Origin of the sequence: Rhizobium sp. GN54, from assembly GCF_021026345.1 — a bacterium.
In the GTDB taxonomy this organism is placed as follows: domain Bacteria; phylum Pseudomonadota; class Alphaproteobacteria; order Rhizobiales; family Rhizobiaceae; genus Mycoplana.
The window spans coordinates 288,617-311,621 of record NZ_JAJNCZ010000004.1 but is presented as its reverse complement, the minus strand read 5'-3'; the positions used below and the strand labels follow the sequence as shown (position 1 = coordinate 311,621).

Below are 23,005 nucleotides of genomic sequence, written 5' to 3'. Positions count from 1 at the left end.
CTGCCGACAACGGTCATTACTGCGGGTCCGCGCGACAGGAAATTCCAAGTTTCGGCACGAAAAATGACATTCATTTCGTGACGCGGCGGGGGATTTGCGCTAGGGAACCGGGGACAACGGCTTGCGGGAGGGGCCTTTCGACCCACTTTTTTCCCGCTATGCCATGCCTGACCGGACCTTGAGGAATACGTCGATGCCAGCCTATCGCTCCCGAACCACCACCCACGGCCGCAACATGGCCGGTGCCCGCGGCCTCTGGCGCGCGACCGGCATGAAGGATGCTGACTTCGGCAAGCCGATCATCGCCGTGGTCAACTCGTTCACACAGTTCGTGCCCGGCCACGTGCACCTGAAGGACCTCGGCCAGCTCGTCGCCCGCGAGATCGAGGCCGCCGGCGGCGTCGCCAAGGAATTCAACACGATCGCCGTCGACGACGGCATCGCCATGGGCCATGACGGCATGCTCTATTCGCTGCCGAGCCGCGAGATCATCGCCGACAGCGTCGAATACATGGTCAACGCCCACTGCGCCGACGCCATGGTCTGCATCTCCAACTGCGACAAGATCACGCCCGGCATGCTGAACGCCGCCATGCGCCTGAACATCCCCGCAGTCTTCGTCTCCGGCGGGCCAATGGAGGCCGGCAAGGTCGTCATGCACGGCAAGAAGCACGCGCTGGATCTGGTCGACGCCATGGTTGCCGCCGCCGACGACAGCATTTCCGACGAGGACGTCAAGACCATCGAGCGCTCCGCCTGCCCGACCTGCGGCTCCTGCTCGGGCATGTTCACCGCCAACTCGATGAACTGTCTGACGGAAGCGCTCGGCCTGTCTCTGCCCGGCAACGGCTCGACGCTCGCCACCCATGGCGACCGCAAGCGCCTGTTCGTCGAGGCCGGCCACCTGATCGTCGACCTCGCCCGCCGCTACTACGAGCAGGAAGACGAGAGCGTGCTGCCGCGCAACGTCGCCAATAAGAGGGCGTTCGAGAACGCCATGTCGCTGGATATCGCCATGGGCGGCTCGACCAATACGGTGTTGCACATCCTGGCCGCCGCCTACGAGGGCGGGATCGACTTCAATCTCGACGACATCGACAAGCTTTCCAGGAAGGTCCCGTGCCTGTCGAAGGTCGCCCCGGCGAAGAACGACGTGCACATGGAAGACGTCCACCGCGCCGGCGGCATCATGCGCATCCTCGGCGAACTCGACCGCGGCGGCCTGATCCACCGCGACAGCCCGACCGTGCACGCCGCGACGCTGGGCGACGCCATCGACCGCTGGGACATCACCCGCACCACCTCGGAGACGGTCCGCACCTTCTTCCGTGCCGCACCCGGCGGCATCCCGACCCAGGTCGCCTTCTCCCAGGAAGCGCGCTGGGACGATCTCGACACCGACGGCGAAAAGGGCGTCATCCGCTCCGTCGAGCATCCGTTCTCGAAGGACGGCGGCCTTGCGGTCCTGAAGGGCAACATCGCGCTCGACGGCTGCATCGTGAAGACCGCCGGCGTCGATGAATCGATCCTGAAGTTTACCGGCCCGGCCGTCGTCTTCGAAAGCCAGGACGCAGCCGTAAAGGGCATCCTCGGTGGCGAGGTCAAGGCCGGCGACGTCGTCGTCATCCGCTACGAGGGCCCGAAGGGCGGCCCCGGCATGCAGGAAATGCTCTATCCGACGAGCTACCTGAAATCGAAGGGCCTCGGAAAGGCCTGCGCGCTGATCACCGACGGTCGCTTCTCCGGTGGCACCTCGGGGCTCTCGATCGGCCACGCCTCGCCGGAAGCGGCCAACGGCGGCGCGATCGGCCTCGTCCGCCAGGGCGACACGATCGAGATCGACATCCCCAACCGCACGATCAATCTGGTGGTCACCGAGGCCGAGCTGGAAAGCCGCCGTGCGGAGCAGGACAAGCTCGGCTGGAAGCCTGCCCAGCCGCGCAAGCGCAACGTCACCACAGCACTCAAGGCCTATGCCGCCTTTGCAAGCTCCGCCGATCTCGGCGCGGTGCGCATCCTGCCGGAATAGGCCTTTACGCGATATCCGGGACGACGAGAGGCTGGCCGTTGCGCCAGCCTTTTTCGTCTCCGCCAGGCGGCCGGCAGCGCGGGAGGATGGCGGTCAGAGCGGCCTGCTGATGTTCTTGTAGGCCTCGTCCAGTTGCTGCATGCGCCGGTCATAGGCGGACTGGATGCAAGCGACGTCGGCGCCGCAGGCCTGCCGCTCCTTCAGCCACGCCGTCTGCTGGTCCTGCATCTCGCCGCGCGCGCCCATGGCGATGAGGCCCGACAGGATGTCGAAGGTCGTGACCATCCGCACGTCCGCATCGTTCAGCGCCCGGTTGTCGCAGATCGCCTTCTCGTCGGGGGCGAGGTCGCTCCTTTCGCAGTCGAAGCTGGCCGCAACGGCCGGCTGAGCCATGGTCAGGAAGCAGGCAGCCGCGAAAACCGGGGCGAGAATGCCGCGGGTGGGGCGATAGGCAGACAGTATTTCCATGGTCGAACTCCTCGTGAGCGGCGTTAGATATCGCTTGCACCTTTTTTGACAAGGGAATGTCGGATTGGGCGGTCATGCTCCGTCCTTGAGGTAACCGGCCCTCGAACGCCGGCAACTTTGACAGGCACGGTAAACGTTGATATCAACGCAACCAGTCGAACTGTTCCGTGAAAGAGGAGTTACGAGCATGAGACAGCATCATGAAATCGTGTCCCGCGAGGAATGGCTGAAGGCGCGCCAGGCGCTTCTCACCATGGAGAAGGAGGAGACGCGCCTACGCGACAAGGTGCGCGCAGAGCGGCTGGCGCTGCCGTGGGTCAGGGTGGACAAGACCTACACCTTCGACACGCCGGCCGGACGGAAGACGCTGGCCGATCTCTTCGATGGCCGCAGCCAGTTGATGGTCTATCACTTCATGTTCGGCCCCGACTGGGAGGCAGGCTGCCCCGGCTGCTCGTTCGTCGCCGACCATGTCGACGGCATGCTGCCGCATCTGAACCACCACGACGTCACCTTCGTCTGCGTCTCCCGCGCCCCGCTGGAAAAGATCGAAGCCTACAAGAAGCGGATGGGCTGGAAATTCCCGTGGTTCTCGTCCTTCGGCAGCGACTTCAATTTCGACTACCACGTCTCCTTCACCAAGGAGGAGCTGGCCCGCGGCAAGGTCTTCTACAACTACCGCGACACGCCCTCCGAGGATGCCCATGACGAACTGCCCGGCATGAGCGCCTTCTTCCGCGACGACGACGGCGCCGTCTATCATACTTACTCGGAATATTCCCGCGGCGGCGAGGAGCTGCTCGGCACGCTGATGACGCTCGACCGCGCACCGAAGGGCCGCAACGAGACGGGCACGCTGAGCTTCGTCAAGCGCAAGGACGAATACGAGGATACCCCCAAGGCGCAGTCCTGCTGCAGCTGACGTAAAAAGTGCACATGTCGACTGCAGACTGCCGGTGGCAGGATGCGGTCGACGGCACCCGACCTCATCCACTTCGCAACGATTGCACCACTCTGGAGGAACCCATGTCCAGCAACCAAGGAAAGTTCGTCTGGTACGAGCTGATGACAGGCGATACCGACGCGGCCGAGGCCTTCTACAATTCCGTCGTCGGCTGGACGACCAAGGACACCAGCATTCCGGGCATGAAATACACGACCTTTTCGGCCGGGGATCGCATGATCGCCGGCCTGATGCAGACGCCGGAAGAGGCCGAGGGCATGCCGCCGGCCTGGATCGGTTACATCTGCGCCGACGACGTCGATGCGACCGCCAGGGAAATCATGGCAAAGGGCGGAAAGGTCTATCGCCAGCCGGACGACATTCCCGGCATCGGCCGCTTCGCCGTCGTCGGCGACCCGCACGGCGCCGCCTTCTGCCTGTTCAGCGCCAATGACGAAGGTCAGCCGGCCGGCGACCAGATGGCGCCCGGCAATGTCGGCTGGCACGAACTGATGGCCGGCGATCTCGACGGCGCCTGGAATTTCTATTCGTCCATGTTCGGCTGGGAAAAGGACGAGGCCCTCGACATGGGCGAGATGGGAACCTACCAGCTCTTCAAGATCCGCGGCCAGACGGCGGGCGGCATGATGACGAAGCCGGTCGACCTGCCGGCCCCGCCGCATTGGGGTTTCTACTTCGTCGTCGGCAACATCGACGAGGCCATCGGGCGCGTCGATGCGGCCGGCGGCAAGGTGGTGATGGGGCCGATGGAAGTGCCCGGCGGCGCCTGGATCATCCAGGGCATCGACCCGACCGGCGCCCATTTCGCCCTCGTCGGCTCGCGGTGACAGACCGATCCCGGTCCGACTGGACGGCTTCCCGGCGCATCCCCGCGCCGGGGCCACACCGGAAATGTCGATGCGATTGTCGCCCGCGGCCGATCCGTGAATTCAAATCACAGATACTGTTCCCGCCTGTCGGCTAGTGGCAGGAAATATTCGCGTCCATCTTGCTGGCCAACGGCGTCCTGCGCCGCAACGACAGGAGATGGACTATGGAATACAGACGATTGGGGACATCCGGCCTGATGGTGCCGGCCTTGAGCTTCGGAACCGGCACCTTCGGCGGCGAGGGTCCGCTGTTCGGCGCCTGGGGCAACACGAACGAAGCGGAGGCGCGTCGACTGGTGGACATCTGCCTGGAGGCAGGCGTCAATCTGTTCGACACGGCCGACGTCTATTCTAACGGCGCTTCCGAAACCGTGCTGGGAGCCGCCCTGAAGGGGCGCCGGCACGAGGCCCTGATCTCCACCAAGATGGGCCTGCCAACGGGTAACGGGCCGAACGATGCCGGAACGTCGCGTTCGCGGATCATCCGGGCCGTCGATGCGGCGCTGAGACGGCTCGGCACCGACTACATCGACCTCCTGCAGTTGCATGCCTTCGATGCCGGCACGCCCGTCGAAGAGGTTGTGGCGACCCTTTCCAGCCTCGTCGATGCCGGCAAGCTGCGCTATGTCGGCGTCTCCAATTTTGCCGGCTGGCAACTGATGAAGGCGCTGGCGGCAGCCGACAAGCACGGCTATCCACGCTACGTCGCCCACCAGGTCTATTATTCGCTGGTCGGCCGCGATTACGAGTGGGAATTGATGCCGCTTGCCCGCGACCAGGGCGTCGGCGCGCTCGTCTGGAGTCCGCTCGGATGGGGGCGGCTGACCGGCAAGATCCGGCGCGGCGCCCCGCTGCCGGCTGAAAGCCGGCTGCATGCGACAGCGGATTTCGGCCCGCCGGTCGACGAGGCCCGTCTCTACGACATCGTCGACGTGCTGGATGCCATAGCCGAGGAAACCGGAAAGACCGTGCCGCAGGTTGCGATCGCCTGGCTGCTGGCGCGGCCGACCGTCTCCAGCGTCATCATCGGCGCGCGCAACGAGGAGCAGCTTCGCCAGAACCTCGGCGCCGTCGGCTGGTCGCTTTCGGACGACCAGATCGGGCGGCTTTCCGCGGCGAGCAGCGCGCCCGCCCCCTACCCTTACTTCCCCTACTATCGCCAGGACGGATTTGCCCGGCTCAACCCGCCGATCCGCTAAGCCCGGGCCTTGCGCAGAATGACGTAGGCGCTGCGGCCATTGCCGCTTGCAATCCGCCTTCGCATTGCACAAACTTCCCCTCGATGACGGCAAAGACCGTCACGAGGGGAAAAGCGAGCCTATGTCGATCAAGGCCAGTATCTACCACCTGACCCACTACAGGTACGACAATCCGGTCCGCCTCGGGCCGCAGATCATCCGCCTGAAGCCCGCCGCGCATTCCAAGACCAAGGTCATCAGCCACACGCTGCGGGTCTCGCCGTCGGCCCACTTCGTCAACCTGCAGCAGGACCCGTACGGCAACTATCTCGCCCGCTACGTCTTCCCCGACCCGGTGAGCGAGTTCAAGATCGAGGTCGACCTCGTCGCCGACATGACGGTCTACAATCCGTTCGACTTCTTCGTCGAGGAACAGGCGGAGCACTGGCCTTTCGACTATCCGGAAGACCTGCGCGAAGACCTGCGCATCTACCGCGATCCGGAACCGTTGACGCCCGCGCTTTCGGCCTTTCTCGACACTGTCGACCGCACCCGCCAGCGCACCGTCGACATGGTCGTCGGCCTCAACGCGCACCTGCAACAGCAGATAGGCTACGTCATCCGCATGGAACCCGGCGTGCAGACGCCGGAGGAGACGCTGTTGACCGCACGCGGCTCGTGCCGCGATTCCAGCTGGCTGCTGGTGCAGATCCTGCGCAATCTCGGCTTTGCCGCGCGCTTCGTCTCCGGCTACCTGATCCAACTGACGCCCGACCTGAAGGCGCTGGACGGTCCCTCCGGCACCGACCACGACTTCACCGACCTGCACGCCTGGTGCGAGGTCTACCTGCCCGGCGCCGGCTGGATCGGCCTCGACCCGACCTCCGGCCTCCTGACCGGCGAAAGCCATATCCCGCTGGCCGCGACGCCGCACTTCCGCAATGCCGCGCCGATCACCGGCGGCTATTTCGGCGAGGCGAATACCAGCTTCGACTTCGACATGAAGGTCACCCGCGTCGCCGAGCACCCGCGAATCACCAAGCCCTTCTCCGACGAATCCTGGGAGGCGCTGAACGCGCTCGGACAGGATGTCGACCGGGTGCTGACGCAGAACGACGTGCGGCTGACGATGGGCGGCGAGCCGACCTTCGTCTCGATCGACGACTTCGAATCGGAGGAATGGAACACCGGCGCCGTCGGCCCGACGAAACGCGAGAAGGCCGACACCCTGATCCGCCGCCTGCGCGAACGCTTCGCACCCGGCGGCTTCCTGCATTATGGCCAGGGCAAATGGTACCCCGGCGAGAGCCTGCCGCGCTGGACCTTCTCGCTCTACTGGCGCCGCGACGGCAGGCCGATCTGGTCCGATCCCGGCCTGATCGCCGAGGAAGGCGCCGACCATCCCGTCTCCGGCGACGACGCCGAACGCCTGCTGACGACGATCGCGGCAGAACTCGGCATCGAGACGGACATGGTCCTGCCGGCCTTCGAGGACCCGGGAGAATGGCTCCTGAAGGAGGCGAACCTTCCCGACAACGTCGATCCGTCGAATTCCAGGCTGGAGGATCCGGAAGCGCGCAGCCGCATCGCCCGCGTCTTCGAGCGCGGCCTGACGAAGCCGAGCGGCTACGTGCTGCCGGTGCAGGCGTGGAACGCGCGCGCCGCCGGCCAGCGATGGATCAGCGAGAAGTGGCAGACCCGCCGCGGTCGCCTGTTCCTCGTCCCCGGCGACAGCCCGGTCGGCTACCGCCTGCCGCTCGGCTCGCTGCCGTGGCTGTCCCCCTCGTCCTATCCCTACATCAATCCCGTCGACCCCACGGTCGAGCGCGGCGAACTGCCGGAATTTGCCGCGCCGCACCGCCAGATCGCGATGGACTTCCACGCCGCGGAGGGCCAGCAGGAGCAGGTCGAACAGGTCGTCTCCGACATCGTCGGCAAAGTGCGAACGGCGATCAGCGTCGAAGCGCGCGACGGCCGCCTGTGCGTCTTCATGCCGCCGACCGAAGGCGTCGAGGAATATCTCGAACTGATCGCCACCGCCGAGCGCGCGGCGAGCGCCCTCGGCCTTCCCGTGCATATCGAGGGCTACGCACCGCCGCACGACGAGCGGCTGAACGTGATCCGGGTCGCCCCCGATCCGGGCGTCGTCGAGGTCAACATCCATCCCGCCTACAGTTGGGGGGATTGCGTCGACATCACCACTGCCGTCTACGAGGAGGCGCGCGAGAGCCGGCTCGGCGCCGACAAGTTCATGATCGACGGCCGCCACACGGGCACCGGCGGCGGCAACCACGTGGTCGTCGGCGGCAAGAATCCGAACGACAGCCCCTTCCTGCGCCGGCCGGACCTCTTGAAGAGCCTGGTGCTGCACTGGCAGCGCCACCCCTCGCTCTCCTACCTCTTCTCCGGCCTCTTCATCGGCCCGACGAGCCAGGCGCCGCGCATCGACGAGGCCCGCCACGACGGCCTCTACGAACTCGAGATCGCGCTGTCGCAGGTGCCGGCTCCCGGCGAGGGCACGCCGCCGCTGCCCTGGCTGGTCGACCGGCTGTTCCGCAACCTGCTCGTCGACGTCACCGGCAACACCCACCGCTCCGAGATCTGCATCGACAAGCTGTTCTCGCCCGACGGCCCGACCGGCCGGCTCGGCCTCGTCGAGTTCCGCGGCTTCGAAATGCCGCCGAATGCGCGCATGAGCCTCGCCCAGCAGCTCCTGATCCGCGCCCTGATCGCGCGCTTCTGGCTGAAGCCCGCCGCAGGCTCCTTCGTGCGCTGGGGCACGACGCTGCACGACCGCTTCATGCTGCCGACCCATGTCTGGCAGGATTTCCTCGAAGTGCTGGCGGATCTGCGCGAAAACGGCTTCGACATGCGTCCGGAGTGGTTCGAGGCGCAGCTGGAATTCCGCTTCCCCTTCTGCGGCGAGGTCGAGTACGAGGGCGCGAGGCTGGAACTGCGCCAGGCGCTCGAGCCCTGGCACGTGATGGGCGAGCAGGGCGCGATCGGCGGCACCGTTCGCTACGTCGACAGCTCGGTGGAGCGGCTGCAGGTGAAGCTGCAGACCGCGAACCCGGAGCGCTATGTCGTCACCTGCAACCGCAGGCGCCTGCCGCTTAAAGCAACCGGGGAAAGCGGCGTCGCCGTCGCGGGCGTCCGCTACAAGGCGTGGCAGCCCTCCTCCGGCCTGCACCCGGCCCTGCCCGTCAACACGCCGCTGACCTTCGACATTTATGATACATGGTCGCGCCGAGCGGTGGGCGGTTGCATTTACCACGTTGCCCATCCCGGCGGACGAAACTATGACACCTTCCCTGTGAACGGAAACGAGGCGGAAGCCAGACGGCTGGCCCGCTTCGAACCCTGGGGACACAACCCGGGCAGCTACGGGGTGCACGAGGAGACGATCGCGCGGGAATTCCCGCTGACGCTCGATCTTCGGCGCCCGCCAGGAGTGTAGGACTTGACATCGAAGGCGGCCGAAGCGGAGCGTATCGCGGGGAACCCGCTGCTGGAGGGGCTCATGACCTATGCGCCCTTGCCGGGCATTGCCGACGAGATGGTCTCGCCCGACGGTTCGATCCGTCCGGCGTGGCAGAAGCTTCTGTCCGCGCTCGGCCGGATGGACGAGACGGAGCTTGCCAACCGCTTCGCCCGCGCCGACCGCTATCTCCGCGATGCCGGCGTGTTCTACCGCGCCTACGGCAAGGACACCGGCGGCGAGCGCGCCTGGCCGCTGTCCCATATTCCCGTCGTGATCGATCAGGCCGAGTGGGAGAACCTGTCGCGCGGGCTGATCCAGCGCGTCGAGCTTCTGGAGATGATCGCGGCCGACATCTACGGCCCCGCCCGGCTGGTATCGGAAGGTCTCCTGCCAGCGCAACTGATCGGCACCAATCCGGAATACCTCCGCCCCGTGGTGGGCGTGCCCCCGGCCGGCGGGCATTTCCTGCATTTCTGTTCGTTCGAGGTCGGCCGCGGGCCGGACGGAAACTGGTGGGTGCTCTCCGATCGTACCGAGGCCCCCTCCGGCGCGGGCTTCGCGTTGGAAAACCGCGTCGCCACCGCCCGCGCCTTCTCCGACGTCTACGCCGAAACCCATGTGCACCGGCTCGCCGGCTTCTTCGGCGCCTTTCGCGACGCGCTGCTGGCCGGCCGCCAGTTCGAGGACGACCGCATTGCCGTCCTCTCGCCCGGTCCCGCCAACGAGACCTATTTCGAGCACGCCTACATTGCCCGCTATCTCGGCTTCATGCTCCTGGAGGGCGAGGACCTCACCGTGGTCAACGGGCGCGTCATGGTGCGCACCGTCGCCGGCCTGAAGCACGTCAGCGTGCTCTGGCGGCGGCTCGACGCCAGTTTCGCCGATCCGCTGGAGCTGAACCACCAGTCGCAGCTCGGCACGCCCGGCATCGTCGAGGCGCTGCGGGCGGGATCCGTGCGGATCGTCAACGCGCTGGGCACCGGCATTCTCGAGACCCGCGCGCTGCTCGCCTTCATGCCGACGATCAGCCGGCACCTGACCGGCGAGGACCTGCTACTGCCGAGCATCGCCACCTGGTGGTGCGGCCAGCAGGCCGAGCGCGACCATGTCGCCGCCAACATCGAGAACATGGTGATCGGCCCGGCCTATTCGACGCGGCCCTTCTTCGACGACAACGGCCGCTCCGTGCTCGGCTCGACCCTGTGCAAGAACGCGACCCTGCCGGTCGCCGACTGGCTCGCGGGGGACGGCGCCCGCCTCGTCGGCCAGGAGGCCGTCACGCTGTCGACGACGCCGGCCTATGTCGACGGCAGGCTCGTGCCGCGGCCGATGAGCCTGCGCGTCTTCGCCGCCCGCACCCGGGACGGCTGGCAGATCATGCCCGGCGGCTTCGCCCGCATCTCTTCCGGCAGCGACGTTTCGGCGATCACCATGCAGGAGGGCGGCTCCGCCGCCGACGTCTGGATCGTCAGCGACCGGCCGGTCGACCGCACCTCGCTTCTGCCCGCCGACGAGAGCTTCGCCCGCAACCTGCCCGGCAGCCTGCCGAGCCGGGCCGCCGACAACCTCTTCTGGCTCGGCCGCTATATCGAGCGGGCCGAAGGGGCGCTGCGCATCCTGCGCGCCTGGCACGGCCGCTTCGCCGAATATGCCGACCCGGACCAGCCGCTCCTGAAAGACGTCTCCGACTACCTGAAGCAACTCGACATCGACACCGCCGAGCCGGTGCCCACCAGCCTGCTCGCCAGCATCGACAGCGCCGTCTTCTCCGCCAGCAACATCCGCGACCGTTTCTCCCCGGACGGCTGGCTGGCGCTGGCGGACCTCGCCAAGACCGCGCGCCGCTTCCACGATTCGATCCAGCCCGGAGACGACGCCACCCGCGCCATGACCGTGCTCCTGCGCAAGCTCGCGGGCTTCGCCGGCCTCGTTCACGAGAACATGTACCGCTTCACCGGCTGGCGCTTCCTGTCGATCGGCCGCTACCTGGAGCGCGGCCTGCACATGACGCGGCTTTTGCGCCATCTCTCCGGCGAGGACGCGCCCGACGGCGCGCTCGACATGCTGCTGGAGATCGGCGACAGCGTGATGACCCATCGCCGCCGCTACAACGTCGCGACCGCCAGGCTGACCGTCACCGACCTCCTGGCGCTCGACCCGCTCAATCCGCGCTCGGTGCTCTACCAGTTGAACGAAATCAAGACCGAGATCGAGCAACTGCCGAACGCCTATTCGAACGGCCAGATGTCGCCTTTCTACCGCGAGGCGATGCGGCTGCATGCCGGCCTTGCGGTGATGACGCCGGAGGGGATGACGCCGGAGGCCTACCGGCACTTCGAGACCGAACTGGAAAAGCTCTCCGACATTCTCGGCGAGACCTATCTGAGCTGAGACGGGTCCCCATGCTCTATGACATCAACCTGCGCATCGAGTACGACTACGACTTCCCCGTATCGGGCGGCCGCCACATGGTGCGCGTCCTGCCGCGCTCGATTGCGGGCCGGCAGCGCCTGATCGCCGGATCGGTCGGCATCAGGCCCCAGCCGGCCGAACGCACCGGCGTGATCGATTTCTTCGAGAACCAGGCGGCGCTGATCCTCTTCCGCAACGCCCACGACCGGCTCGAGATCGACATGCAGGCGCGGGTGCAGGTCGACGCGGCCAACGCCCAGCCCGATTTCTCTCCGCCGATCGGCGAGCTTTCGCGCGCGATCGCTGCCTGCTGGTCGCTCGCCCCCGCCTCGCCGCACCATTTCACCGGCCACAGCCCGCGCCTGCCCGATTGTCCGGAAATCTCCGACTACGCCCGGTCGGTCGCAGCGGCGGGCATGACCGTGCGCGAGGTCGCCTCCTCCCTGTGCGCGCGCATCCACAAGGATTTCACCTACGACGTCGAAGCCACGACCGTGGACACCCCCCCCCTGGAGGCCTTCCGGCTGAAGCGGGGGGTCTGCCAGGACTTCGTCCACGTCATGATCGTGGCGCTCCGCAGCCTCGGCATTCCGGCCGGCTATGTCAGCGGCTTCCTGCGCACCATTCCTCCCCCTGGCAAGGAGCGGCTGGAAGGGGCGGACGCCATGCACGCCTGGGTCAGGCTCTGGTGCGGCCCGACCAACGGCTGGGTCGAGCTGGACCCGACCAACAACATGCAGGCCGGAACCGACCACATCGTCGTCGGCTACGGACGCGACTACGCCGACGTGGCGCCGGTGATCGGCATCGTCAAGAGCTACGGCCAGCAGCAGACGAAACAGGCCGTGGACGTCGTGCCGGTGCGCCAGACCGCCTAGGAGACGGGACACCTGCCGGTGTCGCAAGCCGGGGCAGCGAGTCCCGATTGGAGACAGCCCGTCCCGGCCTTAAACACCTGCTTTCAGGGGCTTTCTGCGGGTTCGATCGTATTTTAGCGATCGCGGAAACCGGCTGCTCATTTATCATCGCTAATGTCCGCCCAACATTATGACGATGGGGTGGCGCAAAATGAAATCGGCAACGGAAAAACAGGGTGTCCTTTCCCGCCTTCTAAAGGACCGTCTTGGAAATTTCGGCATGATGACCGCATTGCTGCTGCCGGTGCTGCTGGGCGCCGGCGGTATTTCCATCGACCTGACCAAGATGATGATGACCAAGAACCGGCTGCAGGACGCCTCCGATTCGGCGGCGCTCGCAGCCGCATCCGCACTCGCAAACGACAACATGAGCATCGAGGATGCGAAGCTCCTCGCACTGGAGTTCATCAAGACCCAGATGCAGAGCGGCGGCGCCTCGCCCGGCGACCCCGACAGCGCCGACACCGGCGGCCAGCAGGAGGAGGAGACCAACGCCTATGCCTCCAGCCTGGTCCAGATCGACGAGACCTCCACGGTCGGGACCGGGAAGTCCTGGGTCATCAACGTCTCGGCCAATTACGAGATGCCGCTGAACCCGCTGACCCGCCTTCTGGTCAAGGACAAGACGACCATCAGCGCCAGCACGACGGCGGAAAGCGCCACGGAATCGAAGAGCGCGCTCTCCATGTTCCTCGTGCTCGACCGGTCCGGTTCGATGTCGTTCAAGACGGACGACATCGCCAGCAGGAAAGTGCCGTGCAAGAACTGGACGGAAAAGAACTGGCAGAAACCCGAAGTCACCGCAGAAACGCCTTGCTACGTCCGCAAGATCGCCGCGCTCAAGTCGGCCGTCGCCAACCTGACGACGCAGTTGAACACGGCCGATCCCGAGATGGAACTCGTCCGCACCGCTGCTGTGTCCTACAACGACCGGATGCAGCCGGAGACCCAGCTGGCGTGGGGGACGGCAGGCGCCTCGGCCTACGTCAACGCGCTGCCGACCGAGCCCACCGGCGGCACGGATTCGCACGCCGCGTTCGCCAAGGCGCTGGACAAGCTGGTGCCGGCGGACGCCTCCGACGAGACCGAGAACCCGGCGCACAAGGACAAGAACGGCCAGGTTCCGACCAAGTACATCATCTTCATGACGGACGGCGAGAACACGGCCTATGACGGCAAATCGACCGATGCGAACGGCAGGAAGTCCGATACCGAGACGAAGGCCTCCTGCGACAAGGCGCGCACCGCCAAGGTCGAGGTCTTCACGGTGGCCTTCATGGCGCCGACCCGCGGCCAGACGCTTCTGAAGTATTGCGCCACCACGCAGGCCAACTATTTCGAAGCGGACGACATGACCCAGCTGGTGGCTGCGTTCAAGGCGATCGGCGAGAAGGCCGTCGCGGCCGTCGCCCGCCTGACCCACTGAGCCGCGGCAAATCCGACAAAACCGCAAGCCCGCTGCCGCCCTGCGCGTTGGCGGGCTTTGTCCATTCTGAAGGCATCCGCCCTGCGCCAGCTGCATGGCTCCTTTCTTGCCGGGCCGTATTGCAAGCGCTTCGGATAGATGCAAAATTGCCCCGAGAGGCCGTGCCTCGATAGCATCGGAATACAGCGAAGGGGTTCGTGATCGCTCATGATGAACAGGGTCTCCTCCAGCGAAATTCCAGCTCCCGCACTCCGATCGACGGAACCGTCGCAACTGGCGACCGAACTGCTCGAACGCCTCAAATACCGTATCGGCAAGGATCCCAAGGTCGCAAAGCCGCATGACTGGCTGACCGCCGCGATCCTGGTGGCGCGCGACCGCATCACCGACAAGTGGATGGATTCGACCCGGCGCACCTACGCCACCGGCTCCAAGCGCGTCTACTATCTGTCGCTGGAATTCCTGATCGGCCGCATGATGCGCGACGCCATGACCAATATCGGCATCATGGACGAGATGCGCGAGGCGCTGACGTCGCTCGGCGTCGACACCGACATCATCGCGGAACTCGAGCCCGACGCAGCGCTCGGCAATGGCGGCCTCGGCCGGCTTGCGGCCTGTTTCATCGAATCCATGGCGACGACGGACGTGCCGGCCTATGGCTATGGCATCCGCTACGTGCACGGCCTGTTCCGCCAGGAGATCGCCGACGGCTGGCAGGTCGAGCTGCCGGAGACCTGGCTGGCGCACGGGAACCCCTGGGAATTCGAGCGCCGGGAGAGCTCCTACGAAATCGGCTTCGGCGGCGGCGTGGAGACGCTCGATCTCGGCGAAGGCCGGCAGCGCATCGTCTGGAAGCCGGCGGAGCGGGTGATTGCCACCGCCTACGACACGCCGGCGGTCGGCTGGCGGGCGAAGCGGGTCAATACGCTGCGCCTGTGGTCCGCCTATCCGATCGACCCGCTCCTGCTGGACGCCTTCAACGCCGGCGACCATATCGGCGCACTGCGGGAGAGCAACAAGGCCGAAAGCCTCACCCGCGTCCTCTATCCGGCCGACGCCACCCCGGCCGGCCAGGAACTGCGGCTGCGCCAGGAGTTCTTCTTCTCCTCCGCCTCGCTGCAGGACATCCTCCGCCGCCATCTGCAGCAGTATCCGGATTTCACCTCCCTGCCCGATGCCGTCGCGATTCATCTGAACGACACGCATCCTGCCGTTTCCGTCGCCGAACTGGTGCGCCTTTTGACCGACGTCCACGGGCTGGATTTCGATGCCGCCTGGAACATCGCCCGCGACACGTTCGCCTATACGAACCACACGCTCCTGCCCGAGGCTCTGGAGACCTGGCCGGTGCCGCTGTTCGAGCGCCTGCTGCCGCGGCACATGCAGATCGTCTATGCGATCAACGCCAAGATCCTCCTGGAGGCACGCAAGGAGCACGGCTACGACGACCAGCAGATCCGCAACATCTCGCTGATCGAGGAAGGCGGCGAGCGGCGCGTGCGCATGGGCAACCTCGCCTTTGTCGGCTCGCACTCGGTCAACGGCGTCTCCGCACTCCACACCGAGCTGATGAAGGAGACGGTCTTTGCCGATCTCCATCGCCTCTATCCCGCCCGCATCAACAACAAGACCAACGGCATCACCCCGCGCCGCTGGCTGATGCAGTGCAATCCCGGCCTGTTCAACCTGATCCGCGAGGCGATCGGGCCGGAGTTCGAGGACGATGCCGAGAAGCTGAAGGCGCTCGACGCCTTTGCCGACGACAGCGCCTTCCAGACGCGCTTTGCCGCGATCAAGCGCGAAAACAAGCTCAGGCTCGCAAACCTGGTGCAGGCCCGCATCGGCGTGCGCATCGATCCCGACGCGATGTTCGACATCCAGATCAAGCGCATCCACGAATACAAGCGCCAGCTTCTCAACATCGTCGAGGCGGTGGCGCTCTACGACCAGATCCGCTCGCGGCCGGAACTCGACTGGGTGCCGCGCGTCAAGCTGTTCGCCGGCAAGGCGGCACCGAGCTACCACAATGCCAAGCTGATCATAAAGCTCGCAAACGACGTCGCCCGCGTCATCAACAACGACCCGGCGGTGCGCGGCCTGCTGAAGGTGGTCTTCGTGCCGAACTACAACGTCTCGCTTGCCGAGATCATGGTTCCCGCCGCCGACCTCTCGGAGCAGATCTCAACGGCCGGCATGGAAGCGTCGGGCACCGGCAACATGAAATTCGCCCTGAACGGGGCGCTCACCATCGGCACGCTGGACGGCGCCAATGTCGAGATGCGCGACCATGTCGGCGAGGACAACATCATCATCTTCGGCATGACGGCCGACGAAGTGGCGCGCGTGCGCGCCGAGGGCCACGATCCCCGCGCCATCATCGAGGGTTCGCCCGAGCTTTCCCAGGCACTCTCCGCCATCTCCTCCGGCGTCTTCTCTCCCGACGACCGCAGCCGCTTCGCCGGCCTGATCGACGGCCTCTACAACCACGACTGGTTCATGGTCGCGGCCGATTTCGATTCCTATGCCAGGGCCCAGCGTGACGTCGATGCGCTCTGGAACGACAAGACCCGGTGGAACACCAAGGCGATCCACAACACCGCCCGCATGGGCTGGTTCTCGTCCGACCGCACCATCCGCCAGTACGCAACCGAGATCTGGGGCGTCTGATGGCGAAGAAGGACCCGCTGGAGAAACCATCGACGGGTCTGGCGGATGCCGACATCGGGGCCATCCTGGGAAGCCGCCATCCGGATCCCTTCGCCGTCCTCGGCGTCCATCAGGCCGGCGACGGGTTTGTGGCGCGCTGCTTCATCCCGCACGCGACGGCCGTCACCGCGGAAACCATCGCCGGAAAGGCGGTCGGCGAACTCGACTGCCTCGATCCCGCCGGCATCTTCGCCGGCGCGGTCTCCGTCCGCAAGCTCCAGCCGGTCCGCTACCGCGCCCGCAACGAGGGCGGCGAGTGGATCGTCGTCGACCCCTATTCCTTCGGCCCGGTCCTCGGCCCGATGGACGACTACTATATCCGCGAGGGCTCGCATCTCAGGCTATTCGAGCGCATGGGCGCGCACCCGCTGACGCTCGAGGGCGTCGACGGCTTTCATTTCGCCGTCTGGGCGCCGAACGCGCAGCGTGTCTCCGTCGTCGGCGACTTCAACGAATGGGACGGCCGCCGCCATGTGATGCGGCGGCGCGCCGATACCGGCCTCTGGGAGATCTTCCTGCCCGGCGTCGTCGCCGGCCACGCCTACAAGTACGAGATCGTCGGCAAGAACGGCGAAGTGCTGCCGTTGAAGGCCGACCCCTTCGCCCGCCGTTCGGAACTGCGCCCGCGCACCGCCTCGATGACCACGGGCGAGATCGACCAGGTCTGGGAGGACGAGGCCCACCGCGACCACTGGTCGAAGATCGATCCGCGCCGGCAGCCGATCTCCATCTACGAGGTACACGCCGCCTCCTGGCAGCGGCGCGACAACGGCGAGATGCTCTCCTGGGACGAACTCGCCGACCGGCTGATCCCCTACTGCGTCGAGATGGGCTTCACCCACATCGAGTTCCTGCCGATCTCCGAATACCCCTTCGACCCCTCCTGGGGCTACCAGACGACCGGGCTCTACGCGCCGACGGCGCGCTTCGGCGAGCCGGAAGGCTTTGCCCGTTTCGTCAACGGCGCCCACAAGGTCGGCATCGGCGTCATCCTCGACTGGGTGCCCGCCCATTTCCCGACCGACGAGCACGGCCTGCGCTGGTTCGACGGCACCGCCCTCTATGAGCACGAGGACCCGCGCCAGGGCTTCCACCCCGACTGGAACACGGCGATCTACAATTTCGGCCGCCAGGAAGTCCTCGCCTTCCTGATCAACAACGCCCTCTACTGGGCCGAGAAGTTCCATGTCGACGGCCTGCGCGTCGACGCGGTCGCCTCGATGCTCTACCTCGACTATTCGCGCAAGCACGGCGAATGGGTGCCGAACGAATATGGCGGCAACGAAAACCTCGAAGCCGTCCGCTTCCTGCAGACGATGAATGCGCGCTTCTACGGCACCCGGCCGGGCGTGATCACCATCGCCGAGGAATCGACCTCCTGGCCGAAGGTCTCCCACCCCGTTCACGAGGGCGGGCTCGGCTTCGGCTTCAAGTGGAACATGGGCTTCATGCACGACACGCTGCAATACATGTCGCGCGAGGCCGTGCACCGCAAGTTCCACCACAACGACATGACCTTCGGCCTGCTCTACGCCTTCACCGAGAATTTCGTCCTGCCGCTGTCCCACGACGAGGTGGTGCACGGCAAGGGCTCGCTGATCGCCAAGATGGCCGGCGACGACTGGCAGAAATTCGCCAACCTGCGCGCCTATTACGGTTTCATGTGGGGCTATCCCGGCAAGAAGCTCCTGTTCATGGGCCAGGAATTCGCCCAGTGGCGCGAATGGAGCGAGGATCGCGCGCTCGACTGGAACCTGCTCGAATATCCCATGCACGAGGGCATGCGCCGGCTGGTGCGCGACCTGAACGGCACCTACAGGCGCAAGGTCGCCCTGCACGGGCGCGACTGCGAGGGCGAGGGCTTCGAATGGCTGCTCGCCGACGACCGGGACAATTCCGTCTTCGCCTGGCTGCGCAAGGCCCCGGGCGAAAAGACGATCGCCGTCGTCACCAACTTCACGCCCGTCTATCGTGAAGGCTACCGCATCCCGCTTCCCGTCGAGGGGCGCTGGAAGGAGATCCTGAACACCGACGCCGAGATCTATGGCGGCTCCGGAAAGGGCAATGGCGGGGCCGTGCAGGCACAGAGAGACAAGAACGGGAGCGTTTCGGCCGTGATAACATTGCCGCCGCTGGCGACGCTGCTGCTGGAACAGGATGCATGAGATAGTGGTCGGGGAGGACACGATGGAGCAGAAACGCAATCAGCCACTTGCGCGTGACGCGATGGCCTATGTTCTGGCAGGCGGAAGGGGGAGCCGCCTGAAGGAATTGACCGACCGCCGCGCCAAGCCGGCGGTCTATTTCGGCGGAAAGGCCCGCATCATCGATTTCGCGCTTTCGAATGCGCTCAATTCCGGCATCCGCCGCATCGGCGTCGCCACCCAGTACAAGGCCCATTCGCTGATCCGCCACCTGCAGCGCGGCTGGAACTTCTTCCGGCCGGAGCGCAACGAGAGCTTCGACATCCTGCCCGCCAGCCAGCGCGTCTCCGAGACGCAATGGTACGAGGGCACCGCCGACGCGGTCTACCAGAACATCGACATCATCGAGGACTACGGCGTCGAGTACATGGTCATTCTCGCCGGCGACCATGTCTACAAGATGGACTACGAACTGATGCTGCAGCAGCACGTCGATTCCGGCGCCCAGGTGACGATCGGCTGCCTGGAGGTGCCGCGCATGGAAGCCACCGGCTTCGGCGTCATGCACGTCAACGAGAAGGACGAGATCATCGCCTTCGTGGAGAAGCCCGTCGATCCGCCGGGCATCCCCGGCAATCCGGAGATGGCGCTGGCCTCGATGGGCATCTACGTCTTCCACACGAAGTTCCTGATGGACCTCTTGCGCCGCGACGCCGCCGACGAGAACTCCTCGCGCGACTTCGGCAAGGACATCATCCCCTACATCGTCGAACACGGTAAGGCCGTCGCCCACCGCTTCACCTCCTCCTGCGTCCGCTCCGACTTCGAGCGCGAGGCCTACTGGCGCGACGTCGGCACCGTCGACGCCTATTGGCAGGCCAATATCGACCTGACCGACATCACCCCCGAACTCGACATCTACGACAGCACCTGGCCGATCTGGACCTTCGCGGAGATCAAGCCCCCCGCCAAGTTCGTCCATGACGACGAGGACCGCCGCGGATCGGCGATCTCCTCTCTGGTGTCCGGCGACTGCATCATCTCCGGCTCCGCCCTGCACCGCAGCCTGCTCTTCACCGGCGTCCGGGCGAACTCCTATTCCCGCCTCGAGGGTGCGGTCGTCCTGCCGAACGTCACGGTCGGCCGCCATGCGCAACTGCGCAACGTCGTCATCGACCGCGGCGTCGTCATCCCGGAAGGGCTGATCGTCGGCGAGGACCCGGATCTCGACGCGAAGCGGTTCCGCCGGTCCGAAAACGGCATCTGCCTGATCACCCAGGCGATGATCGACAAGCTGGACCTCTAGGCCATGAATGTCCTGTCCGTCGCATCGGAAGTGTTCCCGCTGATCAAGACCGGCGGGCTTGCCGACGTGGCGGGCGCGCTTCCGCTCGCGCTCGAGGGCCAGGGGGTGCGGATGCGCACCCTCCTGCCCGGCTATCCGGCGGTCATGCAGCAACTGACGCGACCCCACAGGATCGCCTCGATGACCAGCACCTTCGGCGACGAGATGCGGATCCTCGCCGCGCAGCAGGCCGGGCTGGACCTGCTGATTCTCGACGCACCCGCCTATTTCGACCGCAGCGGCGGACCCTACCTGGACGTGACGGGCCTGGACTATCCCGACAACTGGAAGCGCTTCGCCGCCCTCTCGCACGCAGCCTGCGAGATCGCCCGCGGCCTTCTGCCGGACTGGCGGCCCGATATCGTCCATGCCCATGACTGGCAGGCGGCGATGACGCCGGTCTACATGCGCTATACCGGCCTGGAGCAGGTACCGAACATCATCACCGTCCACAACATCGCCTTCCAGGGCCAGTTCGGCCCGGAGATCTTCCCCGGGCTCGGCCTGCCGCAGGACGCTTTCAGCGTCGAAGGGCTGGAATATTACGGCCACGTCAGCTTCCTCAAGGGCGGCCTGCGCACGGCCTGGGAAGTGACCACCGTCAGCCCGACCTATGCGCAGGAGATCACCACGCCGGACTTCGGCATGGGGCTCGACGGGCTGATCAACGCCCGCGCCCACCAACTCATGGGCATCGTCAACGGGATCGACACCACGGTCTGGGACCCAGCCACCGATCCGCACATCGCCGCCCGCTACGGCGTCGGCTCGCTGCGCCAGCGCGGCGAGAACAGGAAGGCGCTGATGGAGCGCTTCGGCCTCGACGACGGGACCGGTCCGCTGTTCTGCGTCGTGTCGCGGCTGACCTGGCAGAAGGGCATCGACCTGATCGCCGAAGTCGCCGACTGGATCGTTTCGGAAGGCGGCAGGCTTGCCGTCCTGGGTGCGGGCGATGCCGCCCTCGAAGGTGCGCTGCTTTCTGCGGCCGCGCGCCATCCCGGCCGCATCGGCGTCGTCATCGGCTACAACGAACCGCTGTCGCACCTGATGCAGGCCGGCGCCGATGCGATCCTGATCCCCTCGCGCTTCGAGCCCTGCGGCCTGACCCAGCTCTACGGCCTGCGCTACGGCTGCGTGCCGATCGTCGCCCGCACCGGCGGCCTTGCCGATACCGTGATCGACGCCAACGAGGCCGCGCTCACCGCCCGCGTCGCCACCGGCTTCCAGTTCGCCCCCATCACCGCGGACGGATTTCGACAGGCGCTCCGCCGTGCTTTCACCGCATTTGCAGAACCTAAGGTCTGGGCCCGGTTGCAGAACCAGGGCATGAAGTGCGACGTTTCCTGGGAACGAAGCGCAGAGCGCTACAGCCAACTCTATTCCAGCCTCCTTGCGAGAGTCTAAGTGATGATCAAGACCGTATCCACCACGCCCTACAGCGACCAGAAGCCCGGGACCTCGGGCCTTCGAAAGAAGGTTCCCGTCTTCCAGCAGCAGAACTATGCGGAGAACTTCATTCAGTCGATCTTCGATTCGCTGGAGGGTTTTGCCGGCCAGACGCTCGTGATCGGCGGCGACGGCCGCTACTACAACCGCGAAGTCATCCAGATCGCGATCAAGATGGCGGCAGCGAACGGTTTCGGCCAGGTTCTCGTCGGCCGCGGCGGCATCCTGTCGACGCCGGCCGCCTCCAACGTCATCCGCAAGCACAAGGCTTTCGGTGGCATCATCCTGTCTGCGAGCCACAACCCCGGCGGACCGACCGAGGACTTCGGCATCAAGTACAACATCGGCAATGGCGGCCCGGCGCCGGAGAAGATCACCGACGCGATCTTCGCCCGCACCAAGGCGATCGACAGCTACAAGATCGCCGATGCCGCCGACGTCAATCTCGACCTCGAAGGCACACAGACAGTCGAGGGCATGACCGTGACGGTCATCGACCCGGTCGCGGACTATGCCGAACTGATGGAGCAGCTCTTCGACTTCGCCGCCATCCGCAAGATGTTCGACGGCGGTTTCCGCGTCGTGTTCGACGCCATGAGCGCCGTCACCGGGCCGTATGCGAAGGAGATCATCGAGAACCGCCTCGGCGCGCCCAAGGGCTCGGTGCTGAACTTCATGCCGCTGCCCGATTTCGGCGGCCACCACCCGGATCCCAACCTCGTCCACGCGCGCGCCCTCTACGAGACGATGATGGCGGACGACGCGCCTGATTTCGGGGCCGCCTCCGACGGCGACGGCGACCGCAACCTCGTCATCGGCCGTGGCATCTTTGTCACCCCCTCCGACAGTCTCGCCATGCTCGCAGCCAATGCGCACCTGGCGCCCGGTTACGCCAAGGGGCTTTCCGGCATCGCCCGTTCGATGCCGACGAGCGGGGCCGCCGACCGCGTCGCCGAAAAGCTCGGCATCGGCATGTACGAGACGCCGACGGGCTGGAAGTTCTTCGGCAACCTGCTCGATGCCGGCAGGGTGACGATCTGCGGCGAGGAAAGTGCGGGCACCGGCTCCAACCACGTGCGCGAGAAGGACGGGCTCTGGGCGGTGCTGCTCTGGCTCAACGTGCTCGCCGTACGCAAGGAAAGCGTCATCGACATCGTGCGGGAGCACTGGGCGACCTACGGCCGCAACTACTATTCCCGCCACGACTACGAGGAAGTGGATTCGGCGGCCGCCAACGGACTGATGGCCGACCTGCGCGCAAAGCTCGCGGACCTGCCCGGCAAGAGCTTCGGCGGCCTGACGGTCGAGACGGCGGACGACTTCGCCTATCACGACCCGATCGACAAGTCGGTCAGCGAGCACCAGGGCGTGCGCATCCTCTTTTCCGGCGGCTCGCGCATCGTCTTCCGCCTCTCCGGCACCGGCACCTCAGGCGCGACGCTGCGCGTCTATATCGAGCGCTTCGAGCCGGATGCCGCCCGCCACGACATCGAGACCCAGACGGCGCTTGCCGATCTCATCACGATCGCCGACGAAATCGCCGGCATCAAGTCCCGCACCGGCCGCGACGCGCCCAGCGTGATCACCTGATCGCACGCCGTGGCCCGCGCGGCCACG

14 protein-coding genes are annotated in these 23,005 nt (G+C 66.0%); 13 read left to right on the top strand and 1 reads right to left on the bottom strand.

Annotation, left to right across the window (positions count from 1 at the left end):
• Positions 1-193 precede the first annotated feature (193 nt).
• Entirely contained in the window at positions 194-2,029 is a 1,836-nt protein-coding gene (ilvD, locus tag LQK81_RS13495) for a dihydroxy-acid dehydratase (protein ID WP_230806878.1), read from the top strand.
• Positions 2,030-2,122: 93 nt separating this feature from the next.
• Here the strand turns inward: ilvD and LQK81_RS13490 are convergent, their stop codons facing one another.
• The gene (locus LQK81_RS13490) at positions 2,123-2,422 is read right to left on the bottom strand and encodes a lysozyme inhibitor LprI family protein (RefSeq protein WP_230807135.1); all 300 of its coding nucleotides are present in this window, start codon (positions 2,420-2,422) and stop codon (positions 2,123-2,125) included.
• A 262-nt stretch (positions 2,423-2,684) separates the two neighbouring features.
• Between LQK81_RS13490 and LQK81_RS13485 the strand changes: the two genes are divergently transcribed.
• From LQK81_RS13485 to LQK81_RS13430, 12 genes are all read left to right on the top strand, one after another.
• Entirely contained in the window at positions 2,685-3,419 is a 735-nt protein-coding gene (locus LQK81_RS13485; protein WP_230806877.1) for a DUF899 domain-containing protein, read from the top strand.
• A 104-nt stretch (positions 3,420-3,523) separates the two neighbouring features.
• Entirely contained in the window at positions 3,524-4,288 is a 765-nt protein-coding gene (locus tag LQK81_RS13480) for a VOC family protein (protein ID WP_230806876.1), read from the top strand.
• A gap of 206 nt (positions 4,289-4,494) precedes the next feature.
• Positions 4,495-5,529 (top strand): aldo/keto reductase, encoded by a 1,035-nt coding sequence (locus LQK81_RS13475; RefSeq protein WP_230806875.1) that lies wholly within the window; start codon positions 4,495-4,497, stop codon positions 5,527-5,529.
• Between the two features lie 121 nt (positions 5,530-5,650).
• The gene (locus LQK81_RS13470; protein WP_230806874.1) at positions 5,651-8,965 is read left to right on the top strand and encodes a transglutaminase family protein; all 3,315 of its coding nucleotides are present in this window, start codon (positions 5,651-5,653) and stop codon (positions 8,963-8,965) included.
• A 33-nt stretch (positions 8,966-8,998) separates the two neighbouring features.
• The gene (locus LQK81_RS13465; protein WP_442967138.1) at positions 8,999-11,380 is read left to right on the top strand and encodes a circularly permuted type 2 ATP-grasp protein; all 2,382 of its coding nucleotides are present in this window, start codon (positions 8,999-9,001) and stop codon (positions 11,378-11,380) included.
• An 11-nt stretch (positions 11,381-11,391) separates the two neighbouring features.
• Positions 11,392-12,279, top strand: a complete 888-nt coding sequence (locus tag LQK81_RS13460) for a transglutaminase family protein (protein ID WP_230806873.1) — start codon at positions 11,392-11,394, stop codon at positions 12,277-12,279.
• Between the two features lie 259 nt (positions 12,280-12,538).
• Positions 12,539-13,744, top strand: coding sequence for a vWA domain-containing protein (locus tag LQK81_RS13455; RefSeq protein ID WP_230806872.1), 1,206 nt, complete (start codon positions 12,539-12,541; stop codon positions 13,742-13,744).
• A gap of 210 nt (positions 13,745-13,954) precedes the next feature.
• Positions 13,955-16,414, top strand: coding sequence for a glycogen/starch/alpha-glucan phosphorylase (locus tag LQK81_RS13450; protein WP_230807133.1), 2,460 nt, complete (start codon positions 13,955-13,957; stop codon positions 16,412-16,414).
• Positions 16,414-18,618 carry a 1,4-alpha-glucan branching protein GlgB gene (gene glgB / locus LQK81_RS13445; RefSeq protein ID WP_230806871.1) on the top strand — a complete coding sequence of 735 codons (2,205 nt, stop codon included), beginning with the start codon at positions 16,414-16,416 and terminating at the stop codon, positions 18,616-18,618. The genes LQK81_RS13450 and glgB overlap by 1 nt, the downstream gene beginning before the upstream one ends.
• A gap of 22 nt (positions 18,619-18,640) precedes the next feature.
• Positions 18,641-19,903, top strand: coding sequence for a glucose-1-phosphate adenylyltransferase (gene glgC, locus LQK81_RS13440; RefSeq protein ID WP_230806870.1), 1,263 nt, complete (start codon positions 18,641-18,643; stop codon positions 19,901-19,903).
• A 3-nt stretch (positions 19,904-19,906) separates the two neighbouring features.
• A complete protein-coding gene (gene glgA, locus LQK81_RS13435; protein ID WP_230806869.1) occupies positions 19,907-21,346 on the top strand; it encodes a glycogen synthase GlgA in 1,440 nt (479 codons plus the stop codon).
• Between the two features lie 3 nt (positions 21,347-21,349).
• On the top strand, positions 21,350-22,978 hold the full coding sequence (locus tag LQK81_RS13430) for an alpha-D-glucose phosphate-specific phosphoglucomutase (protein ID WP_230806868.1): 1,629 nt from the start codon (positions 21,350-21,352) through the stop codon (positions 22,976-22,978).
• Positions 22,979-23,005 lie beyond the last annotated feature (27 nt).

What these genes read in the sequence shown, in the direction of transcription:
- ilvD (WP_230806878.1), top strand. Translation starts at nt 194, where the DNA reads ATGCCAGCCTATCGCTCCCGAACCACCACCCACGGCCGCAACATGGCC.
- LQK81_RS13490 (WP_230807135.1), bottom strand. Translation starts at nt 2,422, where the DNA reads ATGGCTCAGCCGGCCGTTGCGGCCAGCTTCGACTGCGAAAGGAGCGAC.
- LQK81_RS13485 (WP_230806877.1), top strand. Translation starts at nt 2,685, where the DNA reads ATGAGACAGCATCATGAAATCGTGTCCCGCGAGGAATGGCTGAAGGCG.
- LQK81_RS13480 (WP_230806876.1), top strand. Translation starts at nt 3,524, where the DNA reads ATGTCCAGCAACCAAGGAAAGTTCGTCTGGTACGAGCTGATGACAGGC.
- LQK81_RS13475 (WP_230806875.1), top strand. Translation starts at nt 4,495, where the DNA reads ATGGAATACAGACGATTGGGGACATCCGGCCTGATGGTGCCGGCCTTG.
- LQK81_RS13470 (WP_230806874.1), top strand. Translation starts at nt 5,651, where the DNA reads ATGTCGATCAAGGCCAGTATCTACCACCTGACCCACTACAGGTACGAC.
- LQK81_RS13460 (WP_230806873.1), top strand. Translation starts at nt 11,392, where the DNA reads ATGCTCTATGACATCAACCTGCGCATCGAGTACGACTACGACTTCCCC.
- LQK81_RS13455 (WP_230806872.1), top strand. Translation starts at nt 12,539, where the DNA reads ATGATGACCGCATTGCTGCTGCCGGTGCTGCTGGGCGCCGGCGGTATT.
- LQK81_RS13450 (WP_230807133.1), top strand. Translation starts at nt 13,955, where the DNA reads ATGAACAGGGTCTCCTCCAGCGAAATTCCAGCTCCCGCACTCCGATCG.
- glgB (WP_230806871.1), top strand. Translation starts at nt 16,414, where the DNA reads ATGGCGAAGAAGGACCCGCTGGAGAAACCATCGACGGGTCTGGCGGAT.
- glgC (WP_230806870.1), top strand. Translation starts at nt 18,641, where the DNA reads ATGGAGCAGAAACGCAATCAGCCACTTGCGCGTGACGCGATGGCCTAT.
- glgA (WP_230806869.1), top strand. Translation starts at nt 19,907, where the DNA reads ATGAATGTCCTGTCCGTCGCATCGGAAGTGTTCCCGCTGATCAAGACC.
- LQK81_RS13430 (WP_230806868.1), top strand. Translation starts at nt 21,350, where the DNA reads ATGATCAAGACCGTATCCACCACGCCCTACAGCGACCAGAAGCCCGGG.